This is a genomic window from Actinoplanes sp. KI2 (assembly GCF_025630775.1).
Taxonomy (GTDB): domain Bacteria; phylum Actinomycetota; class Actinomycetes; order Mycobacteriales; family Micromonosporaceae; genus Actinoplanes.
In genome coordinates this window covers 114,789-140,869 of sequence record NZ_JAOSZE010000002.1, presented here as the reverse complement: position 1 = coordinate 140,869, position 26,081 = coordinate 114,789, and the positions used below count along the sequence as shown (strand labels likewise).

The 26,081-nt window shown below is 72.7% G+C and carries 32 protein-coding genes and 1 pseudogene; 21 read left to right on the top strand and 12 right to left on the bottom strand.

Features of this window, described 5'->3' with window-relative positions; genetic code table 11:
• Positions 1–30: 30 nt before the first annotated feature.
• Complete coding sequence (locus ODJ79_RS02375) at positions 31–993, top strand: GNAT family N-acetyltransferase (protein ID WP_263021613.1); 963 nt, start codon at positions 31–33, stop codon at positions 991–993.
• Here the strand turns inward: ODJ79_RS02375 and ODJ79_RS02370 are convergent.
• Complete coding sequence (locus ODJ79_RS02370) at positions 984–1,694, bottom strand: histidine phosphatase family protein (protein WP_263021612.1); 711 nt, start codon at positions 1,692–1,694, stop codon at positions 984–986. The two genes, ODJ79_RS02375 and ODJ79_RS02370, sit on opposite strands and share 10 nt — an antisense overlap.
• Before the next feature lie 121 nt (positions 1,695–1,815).
• Here ODJ79_RS02370 and ODJ79_RS02365 point away from each other — a divergent pair, with 121 nt between their 5' ends.
• Positions 1,816–3,069, top strand: coding sequence for a sensor histidine kinase (locus ODJ79_RS02365; protein ID WP_263021611.1), 1,254 nt, complete (start codon positions 1,816–1,818; stop codon positions 3,067–3,069).
• Positions 3,066–3,710, top strand: coding sequence for a response regulator (locus ODJ79_RS02360; RefSeq protein ID WP_263021610.1), 645 nt, complete (start codon positions 3,066–3,068; stop codon positions 3,708–3,710). The genes ODJ79_RS02365 and ODJ79_RS02360 overlap by 4 nt, the downstream gene beginning before the upstream one ends.
• Here the strand turns inward: ODJ79_RS02360 and ODJ79_RS02355 are convergent.
• Positions 3,646–5,016: a nitrilase-related carbon-nitrogen hydrolase gene (locus ODJ79_RS02355; protein WP_263021609.1), complete on the bottom strand. Its 1,371-nt coding sequence runs from the start codon at positions 5,014–5,016 to the stop codon at positions 3,646–3,648. The two genes, ODJ79_RS02360 and ODJ79_RS02355, sit on opposite strands and share 65 nt — an antisense overlap.
• 110 nt (positions 5,017–5,126) lie before the next feature.
• Between ODJ79_RS02355 and ODJ79_RS02350 the strand changes: the two genes are divergently transcribed.
• The 3 genes and pseudogenes from ODJ79_RS02350 to ODJ79_RS02340 form a co-directional block, all read left to right on the top strand.
• A complete protein-coding gene (locus ODJ79_RS02350) occupies positions 5,127–6,230 on the top strand; it encodes a sensor histidine kinase (RefSeq protein ID WP_263021608.1) in 1,104 nt (367 codons plus the stop codon).
• Positions 6,230–6,883 carry a response regulator gene (locus tag ODJ79_RS02345; protein ID WP_263021607.1) on the top strand — a complete coding sequence of 218 codons (654 nt, stop codon included), beginning with the start codon at positions 6,230–6,232 and terminating at the stop codon, positions 6,881–6,883. The genes ODJ79_RS02350 and ODJ79_RS02345 overlap by 1 nt, the downstream gene beginning before the upstream one ends.
• Before the next feature lie 72 nt (positions 6,884–6,955).
• A pseudogene (locus ODJ79_RS02340) lies at positions 6,956–7,297 on the top strand (Tn3 family transposase); the annotation flags it as partial.
• Here ODJ79_RS02340 and ODJ79_RS02335 read toward each other — a convergent pair.
• A complete protein-coding gene (locus tag ODJ79_RS02335) occupies positions 7,253–8,227 on the bottom strand; it encodes a hypothetical protein (protein ID WP_263021606.1) in 975 nt (324 codons plus the stop codon). The pseudogene ODJ79_RS02340 and the gene ODJ79_RS02335 sit on opposite strands and share 45 nt — an antisense overlap.
• 114 nt (positions 8,228–8,341) lie before the next feature.
• On the bottom strand, positions 8,342–8,641 hold the full coding sequence (locus ODJ79_RS02330) for a hypothetical protein (RefSeq protein ID WP_263021605.1): 300 nt from the start codon (positions 8,639–8,641) through the stop codon (positions 8,342–8,344).
• 312 nt (positions 8,642–8,953) lie between these two features.
• Here ODJ79_RS02330 and ODJ79_RS02325 point away from each other — a divergent pair, with 312 nt between their 5' ends.
• On the top strand, positions 8,954–9,358 hold the full coding sequence (locus ODJ79_RS02325; protein ID WP_263021604.1) for a hypothetical protein: 405 nt from the start codon (positions 8,954–8,956) through the stop codon (positions 9,356–9,358).
• Here the strand turns inward: ODJ79_RS02325 and ODJ79_RS02320 are convergent.
• Entirely contained in the window at positions 9,353–9,598 is a 246-nt protein-coding gene (locus tag ODJ79_RS02320) for a GlsB/YeaQ/YmgE family stress response membrane protein (RefSeq protein ID WP_263021603.1), read from the bottom strand. The two genes, ODJ79_RS02325 and ODJ79_RS02320, sit on opposite strands and share 6 nt — an antisense overlap.
• 63 nt (positions 9,599–9,661) lie before the next feature.
• Between ODJ79_RS02320 and ODJ79_RS02315 the strand changes: the two genes are divergently transcribed.
• From ODJ79_RS02315 to ODJ79_RS02305, 3 genes are read left to right on the top strand one after another with little or no spacing between them, the layout of a single operon-like run.
• The gene (locus ODJ79_RS02315) at positions 9,662–10,144 is read left to right on the top strand and encodes a deaminase (protein WP_263021602.1); all 483 of its coding nucleotides are present in this window, start codon (positions 9,662–9,664) and stop codon (positions 10,142–10,144) included.
• Complete coding sequence (locus ODJ79_RS02310; protein ID WP_263021601.1) at positions 10,137–10,688, top strand: hypothetical protein; 552 nt, start codon at positions 10,137–10,139, stop codon at positions 10,686–10,688. Before ODJ79_RS02315 ends, ODJ79_RS02310 begins: the two co-directional genes overlap by 8 nt.
• Positions 10,685–11,203: a hypothetical protein gene (locus ODJ79_RS02305; protein ID WP_263021600.1), complete on the top strand. Its 519-nt coding sequence runs from the start codon at positions 10,685–10,687 to the stop codon at positions 11,201–11,203. Before ODJ79_RS02310 ends, ODJ79_RS02305 begins: the two co-directional genes overlap by 4 nt.
• A gap of 17 nt (positions 11,204–11,220) precedes the next feature.
• Here ODJ79_RS02305 and ODJ79_RS02300 read toward each other — a convergent pair whose 3' ends face one another.
• From ODJ79_RS02300 to ODJ79_RS02290, 3 genes are all read right to left on the bottom strand, one after another.
• On the bottom strand, positions 11,221–11,952 hold the full coding sequence (locus ODJ79_RS02300) for an alpha/beta hydrolase (protein ID WP_263021599.1): 732 nt from the start codon (positions 11,950–11,952) through the stop codon (positions 11,221–11,223).
• Between the two features lie 151 nt (positions 11,953–12,103).
• Positions 12,104–12,949 carry a DUF72 domain-containing protein gene (locus tag ODJ79_RS02295; protein WP_263021598.1) on the bottom strand — a complete coding sequence of 282 codons (846 nt, stop codon included), beginning with the start codon at positions 12,947–12,949 and terminating at the stop codon, positions 12,104–12,106.
• Between the two features lie 31 nt (positions 12,950–12,980).
• Positions 12,981–13,406 carry a hypothetical protein gene (locus tag ODJ79_RS02290; protein ID WP_263021597.1) on the bottom strand — a complete coding sequence of 142 codons (426 nt, stop codon included), beginning with the start codon at positions 13,404–13,406 and terminating at the stop codon, positions 12,981–12,983.
• A 113-nt stretch (positions 13,407–13,519) separates the two neighbouring features.
• On the opposite strand from ODJ79_RS02290, the gene ODJ79_RS02285 reads away from it, so the two are divergent.
• The 3 genes from ODJ79_RS02285 to ODJ79_RS02275 all read left to right on the top strand — a co-directional run bounded on the left by ODJ79_RS02285 (position 13,520) and on the right by ODJ79_RS02275 (position 16,648).
• Entirely contained in the window at positions 13,520–13,873 is a 354-nt protein-coding gene (locus ODJ79_RS02285; protein ID WP_263021596.1) for a DUF6204 family protein, read from the top strand.
• Positions 13,874–14,031: 158 nt separating this feature from the next.
• Positions 14,032–15,930 (top strand): elongation factor G, encoded by a 1,899-nt coding sequence (locus tag ODJ79_RS02280; protein ID WP_263021595.1) that lies wholly within the window; start codon positions 14,032–14,034, stop codon positions 15,928–15,930.
• 10 nt (positions 15,931–15,940) lie between these two features.
• The gene (locus tag ODJ79_RS02275; protein WP_263021594.1) at positions 15,941–16,648 is read left to right on the top strand and encodes a Clp protease N-terminal domain-containing protein; all 708 of its coding nucleotides are present in this window, start codon (positions 15,941–15,943) and stop codon (positions 16,646–16,648) included.
• On the opposite strand, the gene ODJ79_RS02270 is transcribed toward ODJ79_RS02275, so the two are convergent.
• On the bottom strand, positions 16,613–17,137 hold the full coding sequence (locus tag ODJ79_RS02270; protein ID WP_263021593.1) for a 2'-5' RNA ligase family protein: 525 nt from the start codon (positions 17,135–17,137) through the stop codon (positions 16,613–16,615). The two genes, ODJ79_RS02275 and ODJ79_RS02270, sit on opposite strands and share 36 nt — an antisense overlap.
• 88 nt (positions 17,138–17,225) lie before the next feature.
• On the opposite strand from ODJ79_RS02270, the gene ODJ79_RS02265 reads away from it, so the two are divergent.
• The 6 genes from ODJ79_RS02265 (at position 17,226) to ODJ79_RS02240 (ending at position 22,705) form a co-directional block, all read left to right on the top strand.
• Positions 17,226–18,167 carry an ABC transporter ATP-binding protein gene (locus ODJ79_RS02265; RefSeq protein WP_263021592.1) on the top strand — a complete coding sequence of 314 codons (942 nt, stop codon included), beginning with the start codon at positions 17,226–17,228 and terminating at the stop codon, positions 18,165–18,167.
• Positions 18,164–18,943 carry an ABC transporter permease gene (locus tag ODJ79_RS02260; RefSeq protein WP_263021591.1) on the top strand — a complete coding sequence of 260 codons (780 nt, stop codon included), beginning with the start codon at positions 18,164–18,166 and terminating at the stop codon, positions 18,941–18,943. Before ODJ79_RS02265 ends, ODJ79_RS02260 begins: the two co-directional genes overlap by 4 nt.
• 21 nt (positions 18,944–18,964) lie before the next feature.
• Positions 18,965–20,086 carry a sensor histidine kinase gene (locus tag ODJ79_RS02255; protein WP_263021590.1) on the top strand — a complete coding sequence of 374 codons (1,122 nt, stop codon included), beginning with the start codon at positions 18,965–18,967 and terminating at the stop codon, positions 20,084–20,086.
• A complete protein-coding gene (locus tag ODJ79_RS02250) occupies positions 20,083–20,694 on the top strand; it encodes a response regulator transcription factor (protein ID WP_263021589.1) in 612 nt (203 codons plus the stop codon). Before ODJ79_RS02255 ends, ODJ79_RS02250 begins: the two co-directional genes overlap by 4 nt.
• A 123-nt stretch (positions 20,695–20,817) precedes the next feature.
• The gene (locus ODJ79_RS02245; protein WP_263021588.1) at positions 20,818–21,663 is read left to right on the top strand and encodes a sigma-70 family RNA polymerase sigma factor; all 846 of its coding nucleotides are present in this window, start codon (positions 20,818–20,820) and stop codon (positions 21,661–21,663) included.
• Between the two features lie 73 nt (positions 21,664–21,736).
• The gene (locus ODJ79_RS02240) at positions 21,737–22,705 is read left to right on the top strand and encodes a pyridoxal-phosphate dependent enzyme (protein ID WP_263021587.1); all 969 of its coding nucleotides are present in this window, start codon (positions 21,737–21,739) and stop codon (positions 22,703–22,705) included.
• An 8-nt stretch (positions 22,706–22,713) separates the two neighbouring features.
• Here the strand turns inward: ODJ79_RS02240 and ODJ79_RS02235 are convergent, their stop codons facing one another.
• Positions 22,714–23,691 carry an NAD-dependent epimerase/dehydratase family protein gene (locus ODJ79_RS02235; RefSeq protein ID WP_263021586.1) on the bottom strand — a complete coding sequence of 326 codons (978 nt, stop codon included), beginning with the start codon at positions 23,689–23,691 and terminating at the stop codon, positions 22,714–22,716.
• Between the two features lie 41 nt (positions 23,692–23,732).
• A complete protein-coding gene (locus ODJ79_RS02230; RefSeq protein ID WP_263021585.1) occupies positions 23,733–24,194 on the bottom strand; it encodes a heme-degrading domain-containing protein in 462 nt (153 codons plus the stop codon).
• Between the two features lie 120 nt (positions 24,195–24,314).
• Between ODJ79_RS02230 and ODJ79_RS02225 the strand changes: the two genes are divergently transcribed.
• Positions 24,315–25,139: an endonuclease/exonuclease/phosphatase family protein gene (locus ODJ79_RS02225; protein ID WP_263021584.1), complete on the top strand. Its 825-nt coding sequence runs from the start codon at positions 24,315–24,317 to the stop codon at positions 25,137–25,139.
• Here the strand turns inward: ODJ79_RS02225 and ODJ79_RS02220 are convergent.
• Positions 25,066–25,581 carry a GNAT family N-acetyltransferase gene (locus ODJ79_RS02220; protein WP_263021583.1) on the bottom strand — a complete coding sequence of 172 codons (516 nt, stop codon included), beginning with the start codon at positions 25,579–25,581 and terminating at the stop codon, positions 25,066–25,068. The two genes, ODJ79_RS02225 and ODJ79_RS02220, sit on opposite strands and share 74 nt — an antisense overlap.
• 95 nt (positions 25,582–25,676) lie before the next feature.
• Between ODJ79_RS02220 and ODJ79_RS02215 the strand changes: the two genes are divergently transcribed.
• A complete protein-coding gene (locus tag ODJ79_RS02215) occupies positions 25,677–26,078 on the top strand; it encodes a MarR family winged helix-turn-helix transcriptional regulator (RefSeq protein WP_411267251.1) in 402 nt (133 codons plus the stop codon).
• Positions 26,079–26,081 lie beyond the last annotated feature (3 nt).

Genomic DNA, 26,081 nt, shown 5'->3' with positions numbered 1-26,081 from the left:
CGGGACGGCGTCCTGGCACAGTGGCACACCATGACCGACCACGAGCTGGTGACCGCCGCCGACATACCGCTCATGCAGGGGCTGGCGCAGCGGGTCACGGCCGCCCGCCCCGACCTGATCAGCGCGGGCGCCTCGTACGGGGAACTGTCCTGGATCTGGGGTAAGGGGCACGCCGCCTACGGCGGGACCTGGCCGCGCCGGCTGTGGTTCTCCGGCGCCGAGCTGGTGGCGTGGGCCTGGGCCTTCCTTCCGCACCGGGTGCGGCGCACCGACGGGTCGGTCCGGGAGGTCACCGGCGCGGCGCTGAGCCATCAGGTCCATCCCGGCCACGCCGGGCTGGTCGACGAACTGATCGAGTGGTACGACGAGGTGGCGGCCGGGCTCGAGCGTACGGCGGTGCCGACGACCGCCGACGAGGTCGCCCTGCGGCGCTGGGCGGCGCACGGCTATGCGACCGACGTGGCGGCGCTCGGCGACACCGGCGACTGGACCCAGCTCAACGAGCGGGACCTCACCGACGTGGAGCAGCCGGTGCTGCCGGCCGGGTTCCGGTTCCGCACCGCCGGCGAGGCCGGGCCGGAGGCCGCGGTCCGGGCCCACGTGGACGCCTGGGCACCCTCGGGCTACACGGCCGAGAGCTACGCCGGTGTCCGGCAGACCGCGGCCTACCGCAGCGACCTGCACGTGCTGGTGCAGGCGCCGGACGGGACCATGGCAGCCTCGACGATCATGTGGCTCGACCCGCGGAACGCCACCGTCGAGTTCGAGCCGGTCGGCACGCATCCGGCCTACCGGCGGCTCGGCCTGGCGCGGGCGATGATGCTGCACGGGATGCACCTGGCGCGGGCGGCCGGGGCCACCCACGCGACGGTCGTCTGCCTGGGCGCGCCGGGGCGGCCGGTGGCCCGGGCGCTCTACTACGGCCTCGGGTTCCGGGAGCTCTCCCGGGACGCCCCGCTCATCAAAACCGGGTCCAGGCCGGTTCAGCGGTAGGTCAGCAGGCGCGGGTCGGCTTCCAGGTGCGGGTGCTCGTTGAAGGTGGACAGCGACGGCCCTCGCCGGCCGGCGATGAGCTTGGTGACGCCGGTGTTGACGGTGACCCGGTTGAGGGCGGCCCAGACCGTCGCCTGGGTCGCGGCGCCGGCGGCCGGGCCGGCCGTCAGCAGCGTCGCCGCCATCGCGATCGGGCCGCCGGAGCTGACCGCCACGATGTCCCGGTGCTCGCGCAGCAGGCCGGTGGCCGTGGCCAGGGCGCGGGCGACGCGGTCGCGGAAGGCGGTGAACGACTCGGCGTACTCCGGGTCGTGCCGGCCGGCCGCCCAGCGGGCGGTGGCCGCCTCGAAGACCTCCTGGAACGCCCGTGCCGGATCGCCCGTGCCGGCCAGCTCGGCCATCATCGCCGCCCGGTCCCGGTAGTGCGGGCGGTGGATCTCGACCACGTGCTGGAAGTCGAACTCGTTCCAGTCCGGGTCGGTGACCACCGGCGGGGTGGCGCCCAGCCCGTCGAGCAGGCCGGCGACGGTGTCCTCGTGCCGGCGCAGGGCGCCGCGCAGCACCAGGCCGGGGCGGAGGCCGCGGGCGGCGAACGAGCGGCCGAGCACCCGCGCCTGCTCGTGGCCGGCCGGGGACAGCGCGTCGTAGTCGTCGGCGCCGAACGACGCCTGGCCGTGCCGGACCAGCAGGAGACGGGCCACCGTGGAGATTCCCTTCGTCGCCGGGTCCGGCCGACGGCGACCGTACCGGACGACGATCACGGCTCGGTCAACCGGACCGGGCGGGCGGCGACTAGATTGTGGCGCTGGGGGCGGGAGCGCGATGCACAGTTGGCAGGCGATCGGGCCGCAGGGCTGGGACCATCGGTTCAAGCCCCTGGTCACGGTGGTGCCGTACCCGTTCCTGGCCGTGCTGGCGGCCCAGACCGTCGCCTTCAAGCACGACCGGCCCGGTTCGCTCGCCGTCGACCTGGTGCTCTGCGCGGCCGCCGCGGCGTGGACGCTGGTGCTGTTCACCGCGCGGCCGGCGTGGCGGGACCGGCCCGCCGTGATGGGTGTCTTCCTGGCCGGGCTGATCGGTTTCGGGCTGGTCATGGCCGTTCGCGATCCGTGGTGGGGCTTCTACTCGGTGGTGCTGTACCTCTACGCGTTCCGGATCATCGGCTGGCCGCGCGAGCTGTTCTTCATCGCCGGTGTCGCGGTGGTGGCCGGCACCGCCCAGGCGACCGGCACCGACGTCGGCACCTGGCCGGGCCGGCTCGAGTTCCTCGCGATCCTGCTGATCAACATCGTGCCGATGTGCCTGCTGGCCTGGATCGGCGAGATCGGCTCGCGGCACTTCGCGGACCGGGAGGTGGCGCTGCACGACGCCCGGGAGGTCAACGCGCGGCTCGAGACGGCGCTGGCCGAGAACGCGGCGCTGCAGGAGAGACTGGTCGAGCAGGCCCGTACGGCCGGTGTGCTGGACGAGCGGGCCCGGATGGCCCGGGAGATCCACGACACCCTCGCCCAGGGGCTGACCGGCATCGTCACCCAGTTGCAGGCCGCCGAGCACGCGGCCGGCGACCCGGCGGCGTGGCGGCGGCACCACGCGGCGGCGACGGCCCTCGCGCGGGAGAGCCTGACCGAGGCCCGCCGGTCGGTGCACGAGCTGCGGCCCGAACCGCTGGAGACCGGGCGGCTGGCCGACGCGATCACCGAGGTGGCCGCCCGGTGGTCGGCCCGGCACGGCATCCCGGTGCAGGTCACCGTCGTCGGCGACACCCGGGCGATGCCGCCGGCGGCGGAGGTGGCGCTGCTGCGTACGGCTCAGGAAGGCCTGGCGAACGTGGGCAAGCACGCGCCCGGCGCGACCCGGGTCGGCATCACCCTGTCCTATCTGGACCGGCAGACCGCCCTGGACATCCGCGACGACGGGCCCGGCTTCGACCACGGCCGGCCCGGCGGTTACGGGCTGATCGCCATGCGGCAGCGGATCGAGGCGCTGTCCGGCACGGTGCGGATCGAGTCGGAGGTGGGCGGCGGCACCGGGATCTCGGCCTGCCTGCCCGCGGAGACGGCGGAGGTGGGTTGGTGACCGATCCGATCAGGCTGGTCGTCGTGGACGACCATCCGGTGGTACGCGACGGGCTGAGCGCCATGTTCGCCCGCGACCCCGAGCTCCGCGTGGTCGGGGAGGCGTCCGACGGGGCCGAGGCGGTGCGGCTGGCCGAGGCGCTGCAACCGGACGTGATCCTGATGGACCTGCGGATGGCCGGGATGGACGGGGTGACCGCGATCGGGGAGCTGACCCGGCGCGGCGTGCCGGCGCGGGTGCTGGTGCTGACCACGTACGACACCGACAGCCACGTGCTGCCCGCGATCGAGGCCGGCGCCACCGGATACCTGCTCAAGGACGCGCCCCGCGACGAGCTGCTGCGCGCGGTGCGGTCCGCGGCCCGCGGCGAGGTCGCGCTGTCGCCGTCGGTGGCCGCCCGGCTGATCAGCCGGCTGCGTACGCCGGCGCCGTCGGCCGGGCCGCTGAGCCGGCGCGAGCTGGAGGTGTTGCGCCTGGTCGCGGCCGGCCACACCAACCGCCAGGCGGCGGCCCGGCTGTTCATCACCGAGGCGACGGTCAAGACGCACCTGCTGAACATCTACGCGAAGCTCGACGTCAACGACCGGGCGGCCGCGGTCGCCGAGGGCTACCACCGGAGACTGCTCGGCACACCCCGATGAGGGCGGCGATGGCCAGGAACGGAAACCAGTCTCCCGTACGCGCATAGATCGTGCTCTTCTCCGTCCGGGGTGCGGCGACGAGCAGGTCGGCATTCCCGGCCCGCGCCTCTGCCCGGACACGGCCGGTCGCGTCGGTGACGGTCAACCGGCCGGCGGCGGCGGAGCGGACCACGACCAGGCCGCTCTCCACGCCGCGGACCAGGGCCATCCGGCTGTGCAGCCGGCCGTCCTCGGTGAAGTCGAGGGCGGGAACGAGCAGCACGGTCGCGCCCTGGCGCCGGTAGCCGCGGACCAGGCCGGGGAAGTCGAGGTCCTTGCAGATCGCCACGCCGAACCGGTCGCCGACGATCAGGTCGGCGTGCCCGGGTGTGAGCCAGTCCTCCAAACCCGGGATCAAATGCCGTTTCGTGTACGCCGTGACGGTCCCGCCGGGACCCAGGACCAGCGCGACGTTCCGGGCGACTGCGCCCTGCCGCAGGACCGCCCCGACAACCAGCTGCACACCCCGGCCGGTCTCCGGCCGGAACGCGTCGACCAGGTCGTTCTCGCTGTCCACGCCGAACACCTTCTCCGGCAGGACGACGATCCTGGCGCCGCGGGCGATCAGGCTGTCCACCCTCGGGCGGTAGCGGGCGAGCAGGTCCTGGCCGTCGAGCCGGTCGAGCGGCAGGCCGTCGTCGCTCTGTTCGAGCGCGACCAGCCCGACGGCCACCGTCTCCCGCCCGGCCGCCGGACGGGTGAGGGACCAGCCCGCGCCGGCGGCCAGCAGCACCAGCAGGCACACCGCGGCCGGCCGCGAGCGGGCGGCCACCGCGATCGGGACGGCAAGCAGCAGGTACGTGACGCCCCAGACCCCGGTCAGGGCGGTGACCTGGATGATCGGGCGGACCGCGGCCTGGGTGTAGGCGAGGCTCCACCACGCGCCGTGCGGCAGCAGCAGGGACGCGGCGTACTCGCCCAGCACCCACAGGAACGGGACGGTCAGGACGGCGGTCACCGTCCGTCCGGCCAGCAGCAGATGGCGGGCCGCCAGGACGGTGCCGGTCGCCAGGGCGGCACCGAGAACGACGACCCCGGCCACGGCCGGAAGCGGGATCCGCAGGGTGTCGTGGTAGTAGGGCAGCACGCCCAGCTGGCCGGTCACCCAGGCGGCGGCCGTGGCGGCGAGGGCGATGGCGGGGCGGACGCGGACGGACACCAGCAGCAGCGGCAGCGGGGCGAGCCAGGTGAGCGCGGCGACCGGGTGCAGGCCCGTCCCGCCCAGCCACAGCAGGCCGCTCAGCGCCGCGGCGACGACGATCAGCATGCGACCGAGCCTCGGCCGGAAGAACGACCGGCGGATCGGCCCGCGGCGGGATTCGCATCTGGTCCTGTGGAGGGAGGCGTCGCGCGGGCGGCCCGGACGATACTGCCGGGGTGAACCGGTACCTCAACCTCGCCCTCGCCGCGACCGCCGTGGCCGCGACCGTGCTGCCCGCGCTGCTCGGCGGGCCGCGCGCGTGGTGGGTGCTGCCGCTGGCGATCCTGTCGTCGGTGCCGGTGCTGTGGCGCGACCGGGCGCTGATCCCGGTCGCTCTGGTGGTCGGGACGGCGACGACGGTGTCGGCCTCGCTCGGCGCGCCGCCGCTGCTGCCGGTCGGGCCGCTGGTCTGCGTCTACACCTTCGCGGCCCGGGCGTCCCTGCCGATGCGGGCGCTGGGCATCGCGGCCACCGCGGCCGGCCTGGTGCTCTCGCTGCTCTACCCGCGCCCCGACGTCGAGGTGCTGCGTTACCTGGCGGTGGCGTACGTCCTCGCGTACGCGCTGGGGACCGGCGCTCGGGCGCGTCGCCACCAGGCGATGGCCTTCGCCGAGCGGGCCGAGGCGGCGGTGCTGCGGGAGCGCACCCGGATAGCGCGGGACCTGCACGACATCCTCACCCACGCGGTCGGGGTGATGGTGGTGCAGGCCGAGGCCGGGCCGCTGCTGGTCCGCGCCGATCCCGGCCGGGCGGACGCCGCCTTCGCCGCGATAGCGACGACCGGGCGAGACGCGGCGGTGCAGTTGCGGCGGGCGGTGGGGAGTCTGCGGGAGCCCGCCGACGGGCCGCTCGATCAGCCCGGCCTGGCGCAGCTGCCGGCCCTCGTCGACCGGGTGCGCGCGACCGGGCTGGACGCCCGGCTGGCCGTGTCGGGGACCCCGGTCACCCCGCCCGCGGACGTCGGCGTGGCCGCCTATCGGATCGTGCAGGAGGCGCTGACCAATGTGGTGCGCCACGCGCAGGCCCGATCGGTGCGGGTCGGGCTCGACTACGCGGCCCGGTCGCTGACCGTGTCGATCACCGACGACGGGCGCGGCCCGGCCCGGCTCCGGCCCTCCGGCCTCGGGTGGGGCGCGGCCCGGCCCGGCTACGGACGGCCCGGCTTTGGGATCGTCGGGATGCGGGAACGGGCCCAGTCCTGCGGCGGCACGCTGCGCACCGGTGCGGGCGGCGGCGGGCGTGGGTTCAGCGTGTCGGCGATGCTGCCGGTGAGTGCCTGATGCTGCGGGTCGTTCTCGCCGATGACCAGGACCTGTTCCGGGCCGGGTTCGCCACGATCCTCGGCGCCGAGCCGGACATCGCGGTGGTGGCCGAGGCGGGCGACGGCGCGGCAGCGGTCCGGGCCGCCGTCGAGCTCCGGCCCGATGTGGTGTTGATGGACATGCGGATGCCGATCCTCGACGGGGTTGCCGCCACCCGGCAGGTCTGCGAGCGCACCGCCAGCCGGGTCCTCGCCCTGACCATGTTCGACACCGACGACTACCTGTACGCGGTGCTGCGGGCCGGCGCGAGCGGGTTCCTGCTCAAGGACGCGCCCCGCGCCGACCTGGTCAACGCGGTGCGGGTGGTCGCCGCGGGAGACGCGCTGCTGGCCCCGGCCGTGACCGCACGGGTGCTCGGCGAACTGCACCGGCGCGGGCATCCGTCGCCGTCGCTGGCCGCGGCGATCTCGGCGCTGACCGCTCGCGAGACCGAGGTCCTGCGTCTGATCGCGGCCGGGCTGTCCAACGCGGAGATCGCCGCCCGGGAGCACCTGAGTGAGCACACGGTCAAGACGCACGCCGGCAACCTGTTCGCGAAGCTGGGATTGCGCGACCGCGCCCAGGCCGTGATGGTCGCCTACGAGTCGGGCCTGGTCGTGCCCGGCTCCTGAGTACCGGGGCTTGGCGACCATCGCTCGGGAAAGTCGCGTTAAGGATGATCTAGTGATGGTGGTGGATTCGGCCTAGTCACGGCCGTCCGTGAGTACGTTTCTGACCTCTCCGGCAGGGTCGTGTCGGGCACGCCGAAGGACACGCTGCATTTTGTGGACCTGGTGTTCAACCCGGACAACGACCGCCGGCATGAGGTGCTAATCACCGACCAGGGCTCATATTCGGACGTTGTCCTCGGCATCGTCACCCTGCTCGGGTTCGACTACCGGCCGGTGCTGGCCGACCTGCCGGACACTGCGTCGAGTTGGCCGCGGTGGACGGCGGAATCGCGCTCCGGCAATCGAGGGACCCCTACGCCTGAGGCTAGTCTACTTGCGATGCAGAAGAATGAAATTGCTGCCTTCAGCGAATAGAAGTACTGCTCCATTCTCCTGGAGCGTTAGGGTGACTTCCTGTGCGCACGTGCCGCGGTAGTTCTCGGAGTCACCGATCGGCTCGACGGAGCCACCGTCGTACTGCAGGACGACCTTGCCGACGTTGGTATTGATATGGTAGCGGCAGGTAAGTCGGATGCCGGAATGCGCATTATCAACTAAATTGTACGCATTCTCTACGAATGTGACCCGTGGTGGGGCCACTGTAACGACGTCGTCCCTGTAGACGGTGCCGTTCTTGTTGAGATCCTGACTTCTTGCCCGCCACTCTCCTTTCATTCGACTGACATCTGCGCGGATGGGGACGGCTGATGTTGCCGCAGCGGTTGACCGGATAGATGCCGTTTCGGCGGACGGAGCCCCGGACACACGCGCATCTGGCTCAGTGACAACACGCACGGTCAGTGCGGTCGCGCCTAGTACGACTACCACCCCGACAATGGACGAAACCACCGGATGTGATTGGAACAAGTTGACGATGAAGCCTAATCCGAAGTATTTTCGTTTGTCCACGGGGGAATTGATATAGTTGTTGTCGCCCGTGACTGCGAACGCATCCCGGCCACCCACGGCCGTCGTGGAGTGGGGCGCTGCGCTCACGATCTGCTGCAGGTTCGTCACTGCGCTCTCGAGTTGGTAGGCAAAGTGCGGGTCGGACTCGGCCTGCCGCAAAATGGCACTTGTTATCGCCTGACGTGATTGGTCGCTCGCCGGTTCACCGGCGAGCGACTCTTGCTCAAGGCGGGCAAGGGCAGGGTCGTTGCCCAGTCGGGAACGAATCAGCAGTTCGAGCCGATCGAGTCCAGCATCCAACGCTTCATCGACCATCACATTCGCTCGGGCGCCAATACGGGCAGCCTTCCGTAGCAGAAAAGCGACCGTGATCGCAGCTAAAGCTTCAAGACCCACTCCTAGCCTCCTTCGGCGGTAAACATTCACCCTTGCGGGGCGGGTGTCAGAACTGGAGGCTGTTGGCAGCCGGTGGCATCCACGGGTTTCCGGTGATGGCGTCGCGGAGTGCGGTCATGGTGTTGGTGCCGTGTTTGACCGCGGTGCGCTCTTGCCTATTCCGTACGGGCCGTACACCTGGACCGGTTCGCCGCTGGCGACGGCGCCCAGCTCGCCGTCGCGGCCCAGCAGGTGCCCGCTGCCGCGATAGGGCAGCCGTTCGATTCGGTTCCGGCGTTGCGGCCTCGGCTGCTGGCCTTGGCCGATGACCGTGACAGTCGAATGGGTGGCGCTCACCATGACGTTGTGGTCACCGGTGACGAACTGTCCGATGGTGTTGCCGTCTACGGAGAGTGCTCGGCTGTGGTCTGGCACCGCTGGGGTCTCCCGTTCGCCGGTTACGGAGCGTCGCGGAGACAAGCTTCGGGATCTCGGCCCATGATCGGAAGGCCCGGACGGGTGCCTCCTGGGTCAGAACTCCGACACCCGTCGATTGAACCCTTGCGGTGGGTCAACGACCCTGCCGCAGAAAGGGGATGATTTTCTGCGGTGATCTGACCTGATCGAGCCCGCCACCACGGGGCCGCCGACCGGCCGGCCGGGGCGACAGACACAGCTTTTCTGATAACCGATGTAGAGGGTGGACGCGGGTGGGAAGTGTGACCCGGATCCGGCCGGTGGGCGGACATGGCGCCGGCCACGTACAACCGCAACCTGGACACCCTGCGCTCCGCGATCGGCTACTGGCGCGACCAGGACTGGCTGGCGACTGATCCCTCCCGCGCGCTGCGCCGCCGCAGCCGGGCCACCGACCGCGGCCGAGCCCTGGACAGGGCCGAGATCGCCGACCTACTCGCTCGCGACGACTGGCAGACCGGCACCGCCCGGCTGCTGCCCCGCCTGCTCAAGGGCCGCACCCGCGGGCCGGTGTTCCTCACCGACCGCCGGGCCCGCCTCGCCCTGGCTCCCGCCGACGTGTACGAGCTACCGGGCTGGGTTCCGTTTGGCCAGCGATGGTCGTCATCCTGGTGGCGCCTGCAGGTTTTGTGCGCTTCGGAGGGTGCGGGCGTGACGGCGGCCGCGGGTTTATGAGGCGCGACCCGAGCGGCGCAGCAGCCAGCCGGCGATCGGGATCACGATCAGCGTGCCGATGATCGCGCTGAGGATTCCGCCCCAGTCGAAGATGTCGTCGTCGCCGATGCTCAGCCCGAGGGTGAAGATGACGTACCCGACCAGTGCGCCGGCCAGGCCGCGCCCGATCGAGACCAGCCAGGATGCCGGTCCGCTTATCTTGCGGGACGTGGGCATCCTCCCCGAGGGGTGAGCGGTCACCGTGCCGATCATCTGCGGGACGACTGTTCCCTGCCGCGGTTGGCGCACCGTTACGCTGGCGCGATGCGTGATGGCGATGCGCGGTGGATGAGGTACGCGGTCGAGCTGGCCGGGCGCTGCCCCCGGTCGGCGAGCGCGTTCGCGGTCGGGTCGGTGATCGTCGATCCGGGCGGGCGGCAGGTCGCGGCCGGCTGGTCGCGAGACACCGACCCGCTCGTGCACGCCGAGGAGTCGGCGCTGCTCAAGGCGGCCGGCCGGGATCTCGGCGCCTGCACGCTGTACAGCACGCTCGAGCCGTGCTCCAAACGCACGCACCGGCCCGACGCGACGTGCACGAGCCTGATCCTGGCCGCCCGGATTCCGCGGGTGGTGATCGCCTGGCGGGAGCCGGACATCTTCGTGACCTGCGAGGGAGTGGCGCTGCTGGTTGCGGCCGGGGTCGAGGTGGTGGAGCTGGCCGAGTTCGCGGCGCAGGCCCAGGCGGTGAACGGCCACCTGCCCGGTCTGCGGCCGAAGGCGCTGTGGGAGACTCGCCGCCGTGGGTGACGACGAGGGTGGGCTGAACGCCCGGGAGCTCGTGCCCGCCGCGGGCGGCGAGTGGCACGGGCTGCTGTTCGACAACCAGGCCGTCGGGCTGCCGCCGGCGCTGACCTGGACGTTCCGGGTTCCGTTCGCGCCGATCGGCGGCGATCCGGCGGCCTTGGAGGTGGAGTGGGTTCCGCTGGCGGCGCCGGGCTGGCGCGCCATGGCGGGGCAGGCGGCGCAGAGCGCGTCGTTCGCGGAGCCGGCCGAGGCGAGCATCCACCACCACGGCCATCACCGCTACGACCGGGTCTCGCTGCGGGTGGCCGAGCAGGACGGTGCGCGGATCCGGGTGGTGGTGACCGTCTCCGGCGACATCGACGCGCTGGGGCCGGCCTCGATCACGGTGGACGCGTGGCTGTCGTTCGGGGGGATCCGGGTGCAGCTCGGCGACGCGGATTCGGCCGCCGCGGCGCTGTCGCGCCTTGCGGCGTTCACCGATGTCGACGGGCTGACCGAGCACGCGGGGGCGCCCGGGGTGGCGTTCCACTTCGTGCCGTCGTCGTGACCGTCCCCGGCACGGCCACGATCAGGCTGTCGGTCACCGTTCCGACGCGGCTGATCGCGTCGCTGTCGTTGCCCGATGTGTCGCTGGCCGACGGCACCGCGGCGGTCGAGACCGTCGGCGTCCACGACATCGGCGGCGGCCTGTTCCGGCGGCCGATCCGCGTGGGGTTGCCGCTCGACGGCGCGTCCGCGGTGGCCGCCCGCCGCACCGAGCGACTGTCCCGGATCCTCTGGTACGTGATTCGCCCGGCCAAGGCGCTCGCGTCCGCCGTGGTGGTGGCCGGCGCGGTCGGGCCCTTCGTCGTGGACCACCCGCCCCGGGGCCTGACCCTGTGGACGCTGTCGGCCTTCCTCGTCGTCCTCGCCGCCGAGTGGGTGCTGCACGAGCTGATCGCCCGCTCGGCGCTGTTGCAGCACCCGCGCCGGGCACGGCACGGCGTCCGGTTCTCCTACCTGCCGGAGCCGGTCGCCCGGGAGATCGTCCGCCGGAACCCGGGGACCTCGCTGTCACGCTGAGGTCCCCGGGCCGGCGCTTACCCCAGGTGCCGGGCGAAGAACCGGGCCGCGTCCTCACCGGCGTACGCCGGGACGCCGATGTGCCCGCCCATGTTGGCGTGCAGCGACTTCTCCTTGGAGCCGAACGCGTCGAACAGGTCCAGGGCGGCCTGCCGGTCGTTGCCCTCGTCGTCCCACTGCAGCAGGACGTGCAGCGGAATGGTGACCTGGCGGGCCTGTTCGACGATGGCGGCGGGCACGAAACTGCCGGCGAACAGGCCGGCGGCCACGATGCGGGGCTCGACCACCGCCAGCCGGACACCGATCGAGATCACCCCGCCCGAATACCCGACCGGGCCGGCGATCCCGGGCAGTGCGAGCAGGGCGTCCAGGGCGGCCTGCCATTCCGGGACGGACTTCTCGACGAGCGGGAGGATGAGGGCGTCGATGATCTCGGCGCCGACCGGCTCGCCGGCCTGCAGCGCCCGGCGCAGGTCGGCGCGGGCCTGCTCGGCGGCGGGGTCACGGGGCCGGTCGCCGCTGCCGGGCAGTTCGATGGTGGCCGCGGCGAAGCCGTCCGCCGCGCAGTGCCGGGCCCGGGCCGCGAGCCGGGGATACATCTTGGCGAGCCCGCCGGGGTGGCCGAGCAGAATCAGCGGGACGGGCGCGGCGGCGGATCCGGGCGTCCACAGGATGCCGGGGATCTCGCCGAGGGTGAACTCGCGTTCGAGGACGCCGCCGTCGAGGCGCTTTTCGGAGGTGAGTCGCATGGTCGTGCCTTTCGGGAGTGCTCGTGAACGGCGCTCCCGGACGACCTATCGCCCGGCCGTGAACCCGGAGGGGAGCACCCACGTCGATACTGCGGTCACGGGTACCACCTCCTCGTCCTCTCGCACGGCCTCGAAAACGGTAACACGGTGATCAGAACAGGGTCAGCGGCTCGGCGGGCGGCGCCGGCGTGGGCAACGGCTCGAGCGCGGGCACCCGGGCCCGGACGTCGTCGTGGAACCGCCGGGCGAGCTCGGGCGCGTCCGCGTTGTCCGGCGTGTGCAGGAACACCGTCGGCGAGCGGCCCTCGCGCAGCCAGTCCGCCACGATCGGGACCCACGGCTGCCAGCCCGCCACCGTCGCGGCGGTGTCGTCGCGGCCCAGATAGCGCACGATCGGCCGGTCGGTGACCGCGGTCGTGCGCGGCGGCATCCGGGGCTTCTTCGTCCACGCGTCGCGCTCGGCGTCGCTGGTCGGCGGGCTCGCGAAGAACGCCGTGGTGTCGAACGGGACCCACTCGGCGTCCGCCTTCGCCAGCACGGCCTCCAGTGCGCCCGGATCGTCGAAGAAGCCGCGGTGGCGCACCTCCACGGCGTACCGGAAGGCGGCCGGAAGCCGGCGCAGGAAGGTCTCCAGGACGCTCAGGTCGCCGGGGCCGAAGGACCCGGGCAGCTGGATCCAGTACGCGTGGGCGCGGGCGCCGAGCGGCTCCATCGCCCGCCAGAACTCGCCGAGCTCGGCGTCGCCGCCGGTCAGCCGCCGCTCGTGGGTGATCGTTCGCGGCAGCTTGACGACGAAGCGGAACTCCGGCGGCGTCTGGGCGGCCCACGACGCGACCGTCTCGCGGGGCGGCGTCGCGTAGAAGGTCGTGTTGCCCTCGACCGCGGTGCACCAGCCCGCGTACGCCCGCAGCCGCTCGCCGGCCGGCAGCGCCCGGTCGACGAACCGCCCCTGCCAGGCCTTGAGCGACCACATCGGGCAGCCCACGTGAAGTCGCACAGGCACGAGGTTAGCCCAGCGGCGGTCCGGGTCAGCGCACGGTGACGTGCAGCCGGTAGCCCACCGGCGGGCTGCCCGGCCGGGTCGTGCTGATCTCGGCCGAGCCGGCGGCCAGGGCCCCGAACCCCCAACCGACCCGGCCGTACGGGGTCGGCAGCCCCGTCGCCGGGCCGAGGGCGTGGCCGGTCGCGGCCGGCTCCGCCCACGGGGAGCCGGCGACTGTCTTCAGCAGGATGCTCACGTCGCTGCCGGCCACGACGCACACCGACGCGCCGTTGTCGGCGTCGCCGGCGACGACATGGGTGCCGCAGGACTGCTGCCGCACCGCGGCCTTCCCCGCGACGGCCGGGTCGGACGGCCGCGCGGTTGCCGACGCCGGCGGGGTGGGCGGTGCGGCGGGCGGTGCGGCGCAGCCGGCGAGTGCCAGGGCGAGACAGAGCAGGGAACGAGAAGTCACCATGCCGCTTCGACGGCCCGGCGCCCGGGCGCGTTCCGCGCGGGTATTTCGGTGTCCCGGCGGGGCGGCGGGCCGGATACTGGCGCGCGGAACTGTCATCGGGAGGGTGGGACATGAGCCGGACGATCCGGGTCACCGTGCGGGGTAGCTTCGACGGGCTGAGCGAGCAGCAGCTGGCCGAGCTGGTCGCCGCGCGGGCGGAGCACGACTTTCTGAAGACCGCGTACACGCCGGAGGGGTATCTCGCGTACGACCTGCCGGCCCGGCCGTTCTTCACGTTCCGGTTCGTGGCCGACGCCGGGGAGCAGGAGCAGATCCCGGCGATCACCGCCGACTGTCAGGCGCGGGCGGCCGGGTGGATGGCCGAGCGGGGGTACCCGGTGAAGAACCTGAGCGCGCAGGCCGTCGACCTGTCCGAGGTGCCCCTGGGCAAGCGGGGCAAGCGGGAGGCCGAGCGCCGCCGGTAAAAACCGCCGGTAAAGCCGCCGGTAAACCGGTTGCCGCCGCGCCCGCGGGTCTGGTGAGCTGGTCCGGTCCGAGTTTGCCCGGTGGAGAGGTCCTGCGATGCGAGCTGCGTTTCTGTCCGACCAGGAAGGATTCCGGCTCACCATGAGGGACAGGACGCTTGGCCACGCTCAATCTCGGCATTCTGGCGCACGTCGACGCCGGTAAGACCAGTCTCACCGAGCGGCTGCTGTATGCCGCCGGGGTCATCGACGAGCTCGGCAGCGTCGACGCGGGCAGCACCCGCACCGACACGCTCGAGCTGGAACGCCGCCGCGGCATCACGATCAAGTCCGCGGTGGTGTCGTTCCCGCTGCGCGGCACCACGGTCAACCTGATCGACACCCCGGGCCACCCGGACTTCATCGCCGAGGTGGAACGGGTGCTCGGCGTGCTCGACGGCGCGGTCCTGGTGATCTCCGCCGTGGAGGGGGTGCAGGCGCAGACCCGGGTGCTCGCGCGCACGCTGCACCGGCTGCGCATCCCCACGCTGATCTTCGTGAACAAGGTGGACCGGGCCGGCGCCCGGTTCCACGAGCTGCTCGACGAGGTGGGTGCGCGGGTGTCGCCGGCGCTGGTGCCGATGAGCCGGGTCGACGGCCTGGGCACCCGGGACGCGGCGGTCACCGAGCGGGTGGATCTGCTGCGGCTGGCCGACCACGACGACGCGGTGCTGGCCGCGCTGGTCGAGGAGCGGACCCCGCCGCCGGTGCGCGCGCACGACGACGTGCACCCGGTGTTCTTCGGCTCGGCGATCACCGGGGCCGGCATCGACGCGCTGATCGGCGGGATCGTCGATCTGCTGCCGACCGGCCGGGCGCCCGGCCGGGGCGGCACGGTCTTCAAGGTCGACCGGGGGCCGGCCGGGGAGCGGATCGCCTACCTGCGGATGTTCGACGGGGTCCTGCGGGTGCGCGACACGGTCGGCGAAGATCGGGTCACCGGCATCCGCGTGTTCACCGACGGGGGAACGCAGCCGCGCGCCGAGCTGACCGCGGGACAGATCGGCACGGTCCGCGGGCTCGGTCACGTCCGGATCGGTGACACCATCGGCGTACGGGATGCAAAAGCGCAGCAAGCGCAGTTCGCCCCGCCCAGCCTGGAAACCGCCGTGCTCGCGTCCCGCCGGGCCGAGCTGCACGCGGCCCTCGCCGAGCTGGCCGAGCAGGATCCGCTGATCAACCTGCGGCAGGACGACGAGCGCCGCGAGGTGTACGTGTCGCTCTACGGCGAGGTGCAGAAGGAGGTCATCCAGGCCACCCTCGCCGAGCAGTACGGCCTCGACGTCAGCTTCCGGGAGACCACCACCCTGCACATCGAACGGCCGGCCGGTGCGGGGGCGGCGGTCGAGTACAACAAGGTCGCGCCCAACCCGTTCCTGGCCACCGTCGGGCTGCGGGTCGGACCGGGGGACGGGGTGAGCTTCCAGCTCGCGGTGGAGCCCGGGTCGATGCCGGCGGCGTTCTTCGTCGCGGTCGAGCAGACCGTGCGCGAGACGCTGCGGCAGGGGCTGCGCGGCTGGCCCGTCCCGGACTGCGCGGTCACCATGACCCACTCGGGGTATTCGGCGCGGCAGAGTCACGCCCACGCGGTCTTCGACAAGAGCATGTCGAGTACGGCAGGGGACTTCCGCAACCTCACCCCGCTGGTGCTGATGGCGGCGCTGCGGGACGCCGGAACGGTGGTGCACGAGCCGATCCACGCGTTCACGGCCGAGGTGCCGGCGGATACGGTGCCGGCGGTGCTGCCGCTGCTGGCGCGGCTCGGGGCGATCCCGCTGGCGACCGGCGCGCACGGCATCGACGGGGAGATCCCGGCGGCGAAGGTGCACGAGCTGCGGCGGCGGCTGCCGGGGCTGACGCGCGGGGAAGGGGTGCTGGAGAGCGTGTTCGACCACTACGCGCCGGTCCGGGGGAAGCCGCCGGTGCGGGAGCGGACCGGGCCGGACCCGCTCGACCGCAAGGAGTACCTGCTGCGCGTCGTCAACCGACGGTTGACGCCGAGCCAGTCGTCAACCTAAGGTTGACGGCATGACGCAGATCGACCCGCCCGTCCGCCTCGACGACCTGATCACCGCCATCCACCGGGCCCGCCCCGACGACGCCCTGCAGCAGCTGTCCGACGCCGTGCTGCTCGGCGATCATCTGGGCGAGCTCGCCGACCACCTGATCGGCCACTTCGTCGACCAGGCCCGCCGCTCCGGCGCCTCCTGGACCGACATCGGCCGCAGCATGGGTGTCACCAAGCAGGCCGCGCAGAAGCGCTTCGTGCCCAAGGGCGGCCAGGGCTTCGAGCGCTTCTCCGCCACCGCCCGCTCGGCGGTGGTCGCCTCGATGAAGCAGGCGAAAGCGGGCGGCCACCACGAGATCGTTCCGGCGCATCTGCTGCTCGGCGTACTCGATGTGCCGGACGGCCTGGCGGCGCGTGCGCTGACCGCTCAGGGTCTCGACCTCGATGCCGTTCGCGCGGCGGCGAAAGCCGTCCTGCCGGCGGCGCCGACCGAGGGCGAGGAGCCGGTGCTGATCCCCTACGACGCGGCGTCGCGGAAGGTGCTCGAGCTGACCTTCCGCGAGGCGCTGCGGCTCAACCAGCAGGAGGTCACCACCGGGCACATCCTGCTCGCGCTGCTGGAGGAGCAGGAGGCGGCCCTGGCCGGCCTGGGCGTGGCCAAGGACGCGGTCGACGAATACCTGTCAGCGGCCTCAGCCGAGGGGGAACAGGGCGCGGGTCAGCCATGAGTCGCCGGGCTCGCGCCGGCCGGTGATCAGCCGCAGCGTGTCGACCCGGGCCCGGATCGGCAGCCGCGCCGCGACCGCCTCGCCGGCCGCGGTCAGCTCGCCGACCGGCCGGTCGGCCCCGACGGTCAGGTGCGGCACCACCTCCTCGAAGGCGCCCTCGTACGGCCGCACCCCGGGAAAGCGGGCCGTCACCGCGGCGGTGAGCTGCTGGAACGGCTCGGCCGGCGACGGCGCCAGCCACACCGCCCGATCACCGAACCAGCCCACCCGCTCCAGGGCCACGAAGAACGCCGGCACGGTGGCGGCGGCCCGGCCGAGCGTCCGCAGGACCCGCTCGTCGATCGCGGCCGGCGGCAGGAACGGGAACAGGACGGTCACGTGCGCGGGCACACCCCAGCTCGCGGCCGCGTCGAGCCGCTGCCGGTGGGCCGCGACGACCGGCTCGGCCTCGGGGACGGTGACGATCAGGGCGCTGTGGCTCGGCTCCATCGACACAGTCTCACCCCTGACGGATGTCATGGCGGGGACGTGACGCGCGGCCCCGGGCCGGCCGGGCCGCGCCGTCCACGATGGTCGCATGACGCTTACCGCCTCACCCGGCACCGCGGCCCGCGGTACCGCCGAACCGGCCGTCGACCTCGACGGTGTCGTCAAGCGCTTCGGCGCCGTGACGGCCGTCGACGGCATCAGCCTGAAGATCCGCCCCGGCGAGGTGGTGGCCCTGCTCGGCCCGAACGGAGCGGGCAAGACCACCACGGTCGACATGCTGCTCGGCCTCGCCCAGCCCAGCGCGGGCACCGTGCAGGTGTACGGCCGCAAGCCGCACGACGCGGTCGCCCTCGGCCTGGTCTCGGCCGTCATGCAGACCGGCGGCCTGCTCAAGGACTACACGGTCGAGGAGACCGTCCGGCTGACCGCGGTGCTGTTCGGCAAGCCGCAGAGCGCGGTCGGCGAGGCCCTGGAGCGGGCCGGGATCGCCGACATCGGCAAGCGGATGGTCGGCAAGTGCTCGGGCGGCCAGCAGCAGCGGCTGCGGTTCGCGATGGCCCTGCTGCCCGACCCGGAGCTGCTGATCCTCGACGAGCCGACGACCGGCATGGACGTCGGCGGCCGGCACGACTTCTGGTCGGCGATCCGCCGGGACGCGCAGGGCGGCCGGACGGTCATCTTCGCCACCCACTACCTGGAGGAGGCCGACGCGTACGCGGACCGGGTGGTCTTCGTCCGCCGCGGCCGGATCGTCGCGGACGGCACCGCCGCCGAGGTCAAGGCCCTGGCCTCGGGCCGGACCGTGCGGGCGACGCTGGCCGGCGCCGCCGAGGCGGACCTTCGCGAGCGTACCGGCGCGGAGAAGGTCGAGGTCCGCGGCGACACGGTCTACCTGCACGGCCGGGACACCGACGCGATCGCCCGGTACCTGCTGAACGAGACCGGGGCCCGCGACCTGGAGATCACCTCGCGGAACCTCGAAGAGGCCTTCCTCGCCCTGACTGCGGATGATTCGGAGCCGGCACAATGACCGTCATCGCCCAGCAACGTTCGCTGCCGCGCTTCGGCGGCTTCAACCTCGGGATGATCAAGCTGGAGTTGCGGCGGATGTCCCGCAACAAGCGCACGGTCATCTTCACGCTGGTCCTGCCGGCGGTGTTCTTCCTGCTGTTCGGCACCAACGCCGCGTCCAAGCACGAGGCGGTCGGCGCCGGGAACGTGACCGGCTACATCATGGTCAGCATGGCCGTCTACGGCGCGATGCTGGCCACCACGAGCGGCGGCGCGATGGTCAGCATCGAACGCGCCGCCGGGTGGAGCCGGCAGCTTCGGCTGACCCCGCTCAAGCCGGCCGCCTACATCGCCGTGAAGCTCGTCCTCGCGATGGTCATCGGTGCGGTGTCGGTGGCGGTGACCTTCGCGGTGGGGTCGGCGTCGGGGGCGAAGCTGCCGGTTCACGCCTGGATCGAGTGCGCCCTGCTGGCCTGGGTGTGCGCGCTGGTGTTCGCGGCGTTCGGCCTGTTCATGGGCTATCTGCTGCCCAGCGAGAACGTCATGCAGATCCTCGGCCCGGTGCTGGCGGTGCTGGCCTTCGCCGGTGGGCTGTTCGCCCCGCTGGACACCTTCGGCCACACCTTCGCGACGATCGCCAAGTTCACCCCGGTGTACGGGGTCGGCGAGCTGGCCCGCTACCCGCTGACCCACGACGGCACCCTGTGGCTGGCGGTGCTGAACGTGGCGGCCTGGACGCTGATCTTCTCGGCCGGCGCGATGTGGCGGTTCCGCCGCGACACCGCCCGCGTCTGAGCCCGGTATAGGTTCATGGCCATGACGACGGCGGCGAACGACCGCACCCGCGGCGAGAAGTACGGGTGGATCTTCGCCGCCGTCTGGCTGTTCTACCTGCTCGACACGGTGTCGGCGCTGCTCACCCGGGCGAGCATGCCGTGGCGCGTGATCGGCCTGGTGGCGGTGGTGCTGTTCGGCGCCACGTACCTGATGGTCGTGAAGATGTCGAGCGTCATGCGGCGCACGCCGCACAACGTGCCGCCCGAGTACGTGGTGCGCTCCACCGTCGGCATCGCCGTCATGCTGGGGCTGTTCGGGCTGATGGTCCCCGGCGCCGGCAGCCACGCGCTGACCTGCCTGGTGTACATCGCCGCGTTCGCGATGGTCAGCCTGCCGCTGCCGCGGGCGATCGCGTTCGCGGCGCTGCTGGCCACCACCGCCGAGGCGCTGCCGGCGATCGTGCCGGGCTGGACCGACAACGGCTACGGCCTGGCCGTGGTGCTCGGCTCCCTCGCCACCTGGGGCATCCGGCTGGCGACCGAACGGCAGAGCCGGCTGCTCGCCGCGCAGAAGGAGATCGCCGACCTGGCCGTGCAGAACGAGCGGTCCCGCATCGCCGCCGACCTGCACGACATCCTCGGGCACTCGCTGACCGTCGTCACCGTGAAGGCCGAGCTGGCCCAGCGGCTGCTGGACGTGGACGTCGAACGCGCCCGCAAGGAGCTGGCCGACCTGGAAGGGCTGGCCCGCGACGCCCTCGCGGACGTGCGCTCCACGGCGATGGGCATGCGCGGCATCTCGCTGCCGGGCGAGATCGCCGCCGCCCGGGAGGCGCTGGAGGCCGCGAACGTGCAGGCCACCCTGCCGGGCGCGGCGGACGAGGTGCCCAGCCGCAACCGGGAGCTGTTCGCCTGGACCATCCGCGAGGCGGTCACCAACGTCGTGCGGCACAGCAAGGCCCGGCACGTCGCGGTGCTGCTCGCACCGGCGAGCGTGGAGATCGTCGATGACGGCGTCGGCCATTTACCGGACAAAACACCGAACAACGGACAGGGTCTCGCCGGGCTGCGCCGGCGGGCGGAAGCGCTGGGCGGTCGCCTCACCGTGGGTGGCCGGGAGGACCAGCAGGGATTTCGCGTACGAGTGGAGGTCCCGTCATGATCAAGTTGCTGCTCGCCGACGACCAGGCCCTGGTGCGCGGCGCGATGGCCGCCCTGCTCGACATGGAGCCCGACATCAAGGTCGTCGCCGAGGTCGGGCGCGGCGACCAGGTCCTCGACGCGGCCCGCGACCACGACGTCGACGTGGCCCTGCTGGACGTCGAGATGCCCGGCATCGACGGCGTCGCCGCGGCCCGGGAGCTGCACAGACACCTTCCGGCCGTACGCGTGCTGATGGTCACCACGTTCGGCCGGGCCGGCTACCTGCGCCAGGCGATGGCGGCCGGGGCCAGCGGTTTCATCGTCAAGGACACCCCCGCCCGGCAGCTGGCCGATGCGGTCCGCCGGGTGCACGAGGGCCTGCGCGTGGTCGACCCCGACCTGGCCGCCCAGTCCCTCGCGCAGGGCGAGTCGCCGCTGACCGAGCGGGAGACCGACGTGCTGCGCGCCGCCCGCGACGGCGGCACGGTGGCCGACATCGCCCGCGCGCTGCGCCTGTCCGAGGGGACCGTGCGCAACCACCTGTCCGCGGCGATCGGCAAGACCGGCGCCCGCACCCGGGCCGAGGCGGTCCGGCTGGCCCTGGACAACGGCTGGCTGCTTTCGTGAGGCAAGTTTCCTGTTTCTTGAGGCAAATTCCCTGATGCAACCGGGCGGCAACCATGAGTGACCGTCCGTTGCACCCGCCGCGCCAAATAGTTCTCCCCGCAACCACACAGGGGGGAACCGAACATGAGCGCCGGTACGAAGAGCGTGACCCGCGAGCAGGAGCGGCTGATCCGCGAGAACATGGCACTGGTCGGCCACATGGTCCGCGAGATGCTGTTCAAGGTTCCGCCGCACGTGCACCGAGACGACCTCGCCTCGGCGGGCTACACCGCCCTGGTGACCGCCGCCCAGGCGTACGACGCCGAGCGCGGCATCCCGTTCGGCCGGTTCGCCGCCGTCCGGGTCCGTGGCGCCCTGCTCGACGAGCTGCGCAGCATGGACTGGGCGACCCGCTCGGTCCGGGCCCGGGCCCGCCGCGCCGAGGAGGCCCGGCAGGAGCTGACCACCAAGCTGGGCCGCACCCCGGCCCCGGCCGAGCTGGCCGAGCTGCTCGGCGTCGCGGTCGGCGAGCTGTCGACCGTCGACGACGACGTGCAGCGCGCCGCCGTCCTGTCGCTGCAGGGCTTCGCGGTCGGCACCGCCGAGGACATGGTCACCGAGACGGAGCTGAACCCGGAGGAGATGCTGCTGCACCGGGAGCGGATCGGCTACCTGCACGACGCGGTCGCCGTGCTGCCCGAGCGGCTGCGGTTCGTGGTGGAGGCGTCGTTCCTGCAGGAGCGGCCGCTGTCCGAGGTCGCCGCCGAGCTGGGCGTCACCGAGTCCCGGGTGTCGCAGCTGCGCACCGAGGCCCTGGCCCTGCTCAAGGACGGCCTGAGCACGCACATGGAGCAGCAGGCGACCGGTTCGGCCAAGGACGGTTGCGTGGCCCGCCGGCGTGCCGTGTACGCCGCCCAGATCGCCGCCCGCAGCACGATGGCGACCCGGCTGGCCGCCACCGACGTCCAGGGCCTGCGCAAAGCGGCCTGACGGTTTTGTGCAGTCCTGCGACGAACGTAACAGCGGGGGCCGGACAGTGGCCCGCCGCTCCTAGGATCTCCCCGTGACCGATACGACGGTGGTGAGCCTGCAGGACGTCCAGGACGCGGCGCGGCGGATCGCCGGGGTGGCACATCGCACCCCGGTGATCCGCTCCCGCACCCTCGACGCGCTGACCGGCGCCCGGGTGTACCTGAAGGCGGAGAACCAGCAGCGGGCCGGCGCGTTCAAGTTCCGCGGCGCCTACAACGCCATCGCCCGGCTCTCGCGCGAGCAGCTGGCGCGGGGCATCGCCGCGTACTCCTCCGGCAACCACGCCCAGGCGGTCGCCCTGGCCGCCCGGGAGCTGGGCAGCTCCGCGGTGATCGTGATGCCGGCCGACACCCCGGCGGCGAAGCTCGACGCGGTGATCGGCTACGGCGCCGAGATCATCACGTACGACCGGTACACCGGCAACCGGGAGGAGGTCGGCGAGCGGCTGGCCGCCGAGCGGGGGCTCGCGCTGATCCCGCCGTACGAGCACCCGGACGTGATCGCCGGGCAGGGCACCGCCGCGCTCGAGCTGCTGGAGGAGGCCGGCGAGCTGGACGCGCTGGTCGTGCCGGTCGGCGGCGGCGGGCTGATCGCCGGCAGCGCCATCGCCGCCAAGGGCCTGCGCCCGGGGATCCGGGTCATCGGCGTCGAGCCCGCGGCCGGCGACGACACCCGGCGCTCCCTCGCGGCCGGGGAGCGGGTCCGCATCGAGGTGCCGCGGACCATCGCCGACGGGCAGGCCGCACCCACCCCCGGCGAGCTGACCTTCTCGATCAACCGACGGCTGGTCGACGAGATCGTGCTGGTCACCGACGAGGAGCTCCGCGACGGGCTGCGGTTCGCCGTCGACCGGCTCAAGCAGGTCATGGAACCCTCCGGCGCCAGCGGCCTGACCGCTCTGCTCGCCGGCCGCATCCAGCCGGTGCCCGCCCGGATCGGCGTGATCATCTCGGGCGGCAACGTCGGCGCGGCCCGCCTGGCCGCACTGCTCGCCGACTGAACCATCGGCTACGGCTCACCGGCCAGGACTTTCGCTTCCAGTACGGGATCCAGGCCCACGGCGTCGCGGTCGGTGCGCCGGGGTGGCTCCCCGCGCAGGCCCTGCAGCCAGGCCCAGGTGTCGGCGACCGTGTCGTACACCGGCCGGCAGCGCAGCCCGGCGCCGAGCGCCTTGGCGACGTCGCCGCGGTGCAGGAAGTCGTGGTCGGGGCCGGGCGGCAGCCAGATCGGCAGCTGGGTCCACGCCTGGATGCCGTACCGCTGGATCACCGCCGGGTCGGTCCAGCGCAGCTTCGCCCGCCCGCCGGTCACCGCGACACCCGCCTCCAGCAGCTCGCCCATGGTGGCGTGGCCGGGCTCGCTGACCACGTTGTACGGGCCGGTCAGCCCGGCCGACGCCGCGTCGAGCAGGAAGATCGCCAGGTCGCGGACGTCGATGTACTGCAGCGGCAGGATCCGCGGGCCGGGCGCCAGGGTCGGGCCGCCGCGGGCCAGCCGGTGCAGCCACCAGGGCAACCGGCCGATGTCCTCCAGCGGCCCGAGGATCAGCCCGGCCCGGGCCAGCAGCAGCGGCCCGCCGAAGGAGGCGGCCGCCAGCTCGCCGCGCACCTTGTCGCCGGCGTAACCGGGCTCGCGCGGGTCGGCCAGCGGCGCGTCCTCGGTGAGCGGCGCCGGGGTGCCCCACCGGTAGACCGAGCGGCTGGACACGTACGTGTAGTGCCGCGCCCGGCCGGACAGCAGCCGGGCGGTCCGGCCGACCGCGCCCGCCCCGGCCGCCCAGGTGTCCACGACCAGGTCCCAGCTCTGGTCGATCTGCAGCGCGGTCAGCCCGTCGGCGGCCTGCCGGTCGCCGGTGAGCACCCGCACGCCCGCCGGGGCGCCGCGTAAGCCGCGGTTGAACACGGTCACGTCGTAGCCTCGGGCGACCGCCTCGCCGGCGAGCGCGCGGCCGACGAAACCGGAGCCGCCCAGAATCAGCAGTTTCATGGCGATCGACCATGCACGATGGCTTCGCCGTGCGGAAGTGCCTATCGCTCAGAGCGGAACGTTTCCAGTGCCGCCACCACGAGCGCGTGATCCTCCGCCTGGGGGAGTCCGGACACCGTCACCACGGCGACAACCCCGACATGTCCGACTCTGATCGGGAATGCTCCGCCGTGCGCGGCGTAGTCGGCCGGGTCCACGCCCAGGTCCGCGTCGAGCTTCTGGCCTTTCGCCGCGAGCCGTCGTCCGACCAAGTACGAAGAAGCGCCGAATCTCTCGACAACCCGGACTTTCCGCTCGATCCACCGGTCGTTGTCCGCGACAGCGCCGGGGAGAGCGGCGTGGAACAGCTGCTGCGTCCCGCGCCGGATGTCGATCGCGACCGGCTTCCCGGCAGCCAGCGACACCAGCAGCGACCCCAGCCGCCACGCGTCCTCGTTGTCGAAGCGCGTGAACACCAGCTCCCGCTCCTGGCGCTCCAGCTCCCTGATCAGTTCTTTGCTCATTTCCGCCTTACCTTCTGCAGCCAGCGGCCGAACGCCGCGCCGGCCAGGAAGACCATCATCGAACAGCACAGGAACTTGGCGACCACCGTCACCTCCCACAGTTCGTTAGGGTCGGTACTCGTGCGACTGGCGACCTTCAACCTGCTGCACGGCCGGTCGCTGTCCGACGGCACGGTACACGCCGACCGGGTGCACGCCGCCGTCGCGGACCTCGACGCCGACGTGCTCGGCCTGCAGGAGGTCGACCGGGCCCAGCCGCGCAGCGGCCTGCTCGACTTGACCGGGATCGCCGCGGACGCCATGCGCGCGCCCACCCACCGGTTCGCCGCCGCGATCGCCGGCACGCCGGGGGAGGGCTGGCAGCCGTGGCGCTCGGACGACGACAACGTGCACCCGCTGTACGGGATCGCCCTGGTCAGCCGCTACCCGGTGACCCGCTGGCAGATCACCGCGCTGCCCGCCGCGCCGGTCCGGTCCCCGGTCTACACCGGCAGCGACGGGTTCCGGCTGCTCGCGGACGAGCCCCGGGTCCTGCTCGCGGCCGTCCTGGACACCCCGCTCGGCCCGGTGACCGTGGCCACCACGCACCTGTCGTTCGTCCCGGGCTGGAATCTGCGGCAACTGCGGCACGCCGTACGCCATCTGCGGTCGCTGCCCGGCCCGCGGGTGCTGCTCGGCGACCTGAACATGCCCGCGGCCCCGGTCCGCGCGGTGACCGGCTGGAAGCCCCTCGGCAAGGCACCGACCTTCCCGAGCCCGTCGCCGCGCGCGCAACTCGACCACATCCTCGCCGACCCGCACGGCCGCACCAGGCTCGGCCGGGTGGTGCAGGTGTGCACCCCGCACCCGCCGGTCTCCGATCACCGGCCGCTCATCGTGCAGCTGGACGCAGATATACGTCCTCCAGGCCGTCGATCGGATCCCACTGCTCGCCGATCTTCCTGAACCCGAACCCGGCGATCGTCGCCCGGGACCCGGAGTTGTCCGGCCGGATGCTGGCCCGCACCGCGGTCACCGCCGGGTCCGCGTCGGCCCGCTCGAGCAGCGCCCGCAGCATCGCCTTGGCGTACCCGCGCCGGCGAAACGCCGGATCCACCGAGTACGCGACCTCGACGACGCCCTCGTCGTCCGGCGGCCCGTGGAACCCGCCGTGCCCGACGACCACGCCCTCCGGCTCGGCGACGGCCGGCCGGGCGATCCAGTCCAGGCTGGCCGGGTCGCCGGCGATCTGCTCGAGCCGGATCTCCCACAGCCAGTTCTCGTCGACGATGAACTGGCTCAGCGCGATGCCCGCCGCGGCGCTCGCGGCCGCCAGGTCGCCCTCGACCAGCGCGGACAGTGCCGCGGGGGAGAGCTTCACAAATCGGATCTCCGGCACGCCACGCATGATCACACGCAGTGGTGATCAATGCCACGTCGGTTGCGCGCAATTCAGTTGTGCGCAATGATTCTGGCGTGGACACCGGCACCGGGCTCGAGCAGATGATCTGCTTCGAGCTCTACGCGGCCAGTCGCGCGATGACCGCCCTCTATCGGCCGGCCCTCGACGCGGCCGGCCTCACCTACCCGCAATACCTGGTCCTGCGCGTGCTCCAGCACCGCGGCGCCACCACCGTCCGTGACCTGGGCACCGCGCTGAGCCTCGACAGCGGCACGCTGTCCCCGCTGCTCAAACGCCTCGAAACCCAGGGCCGCATCCGCCGCGAGCGCGGCACCGCCGACGAGCGCACCGTCTGGGTCCACCTCACCCCGTCGGGCTACACCCTGCAAGATCAACTCTCGTCGCTGCCCCAGCAGGTCGCCTGCGCCGCCGGGCTCACCCTCGACGAGTTCCGCCAACTGCACGACCTGCTCGGGCGCTTCCGCGCCAACGTCACCACCTGAAAG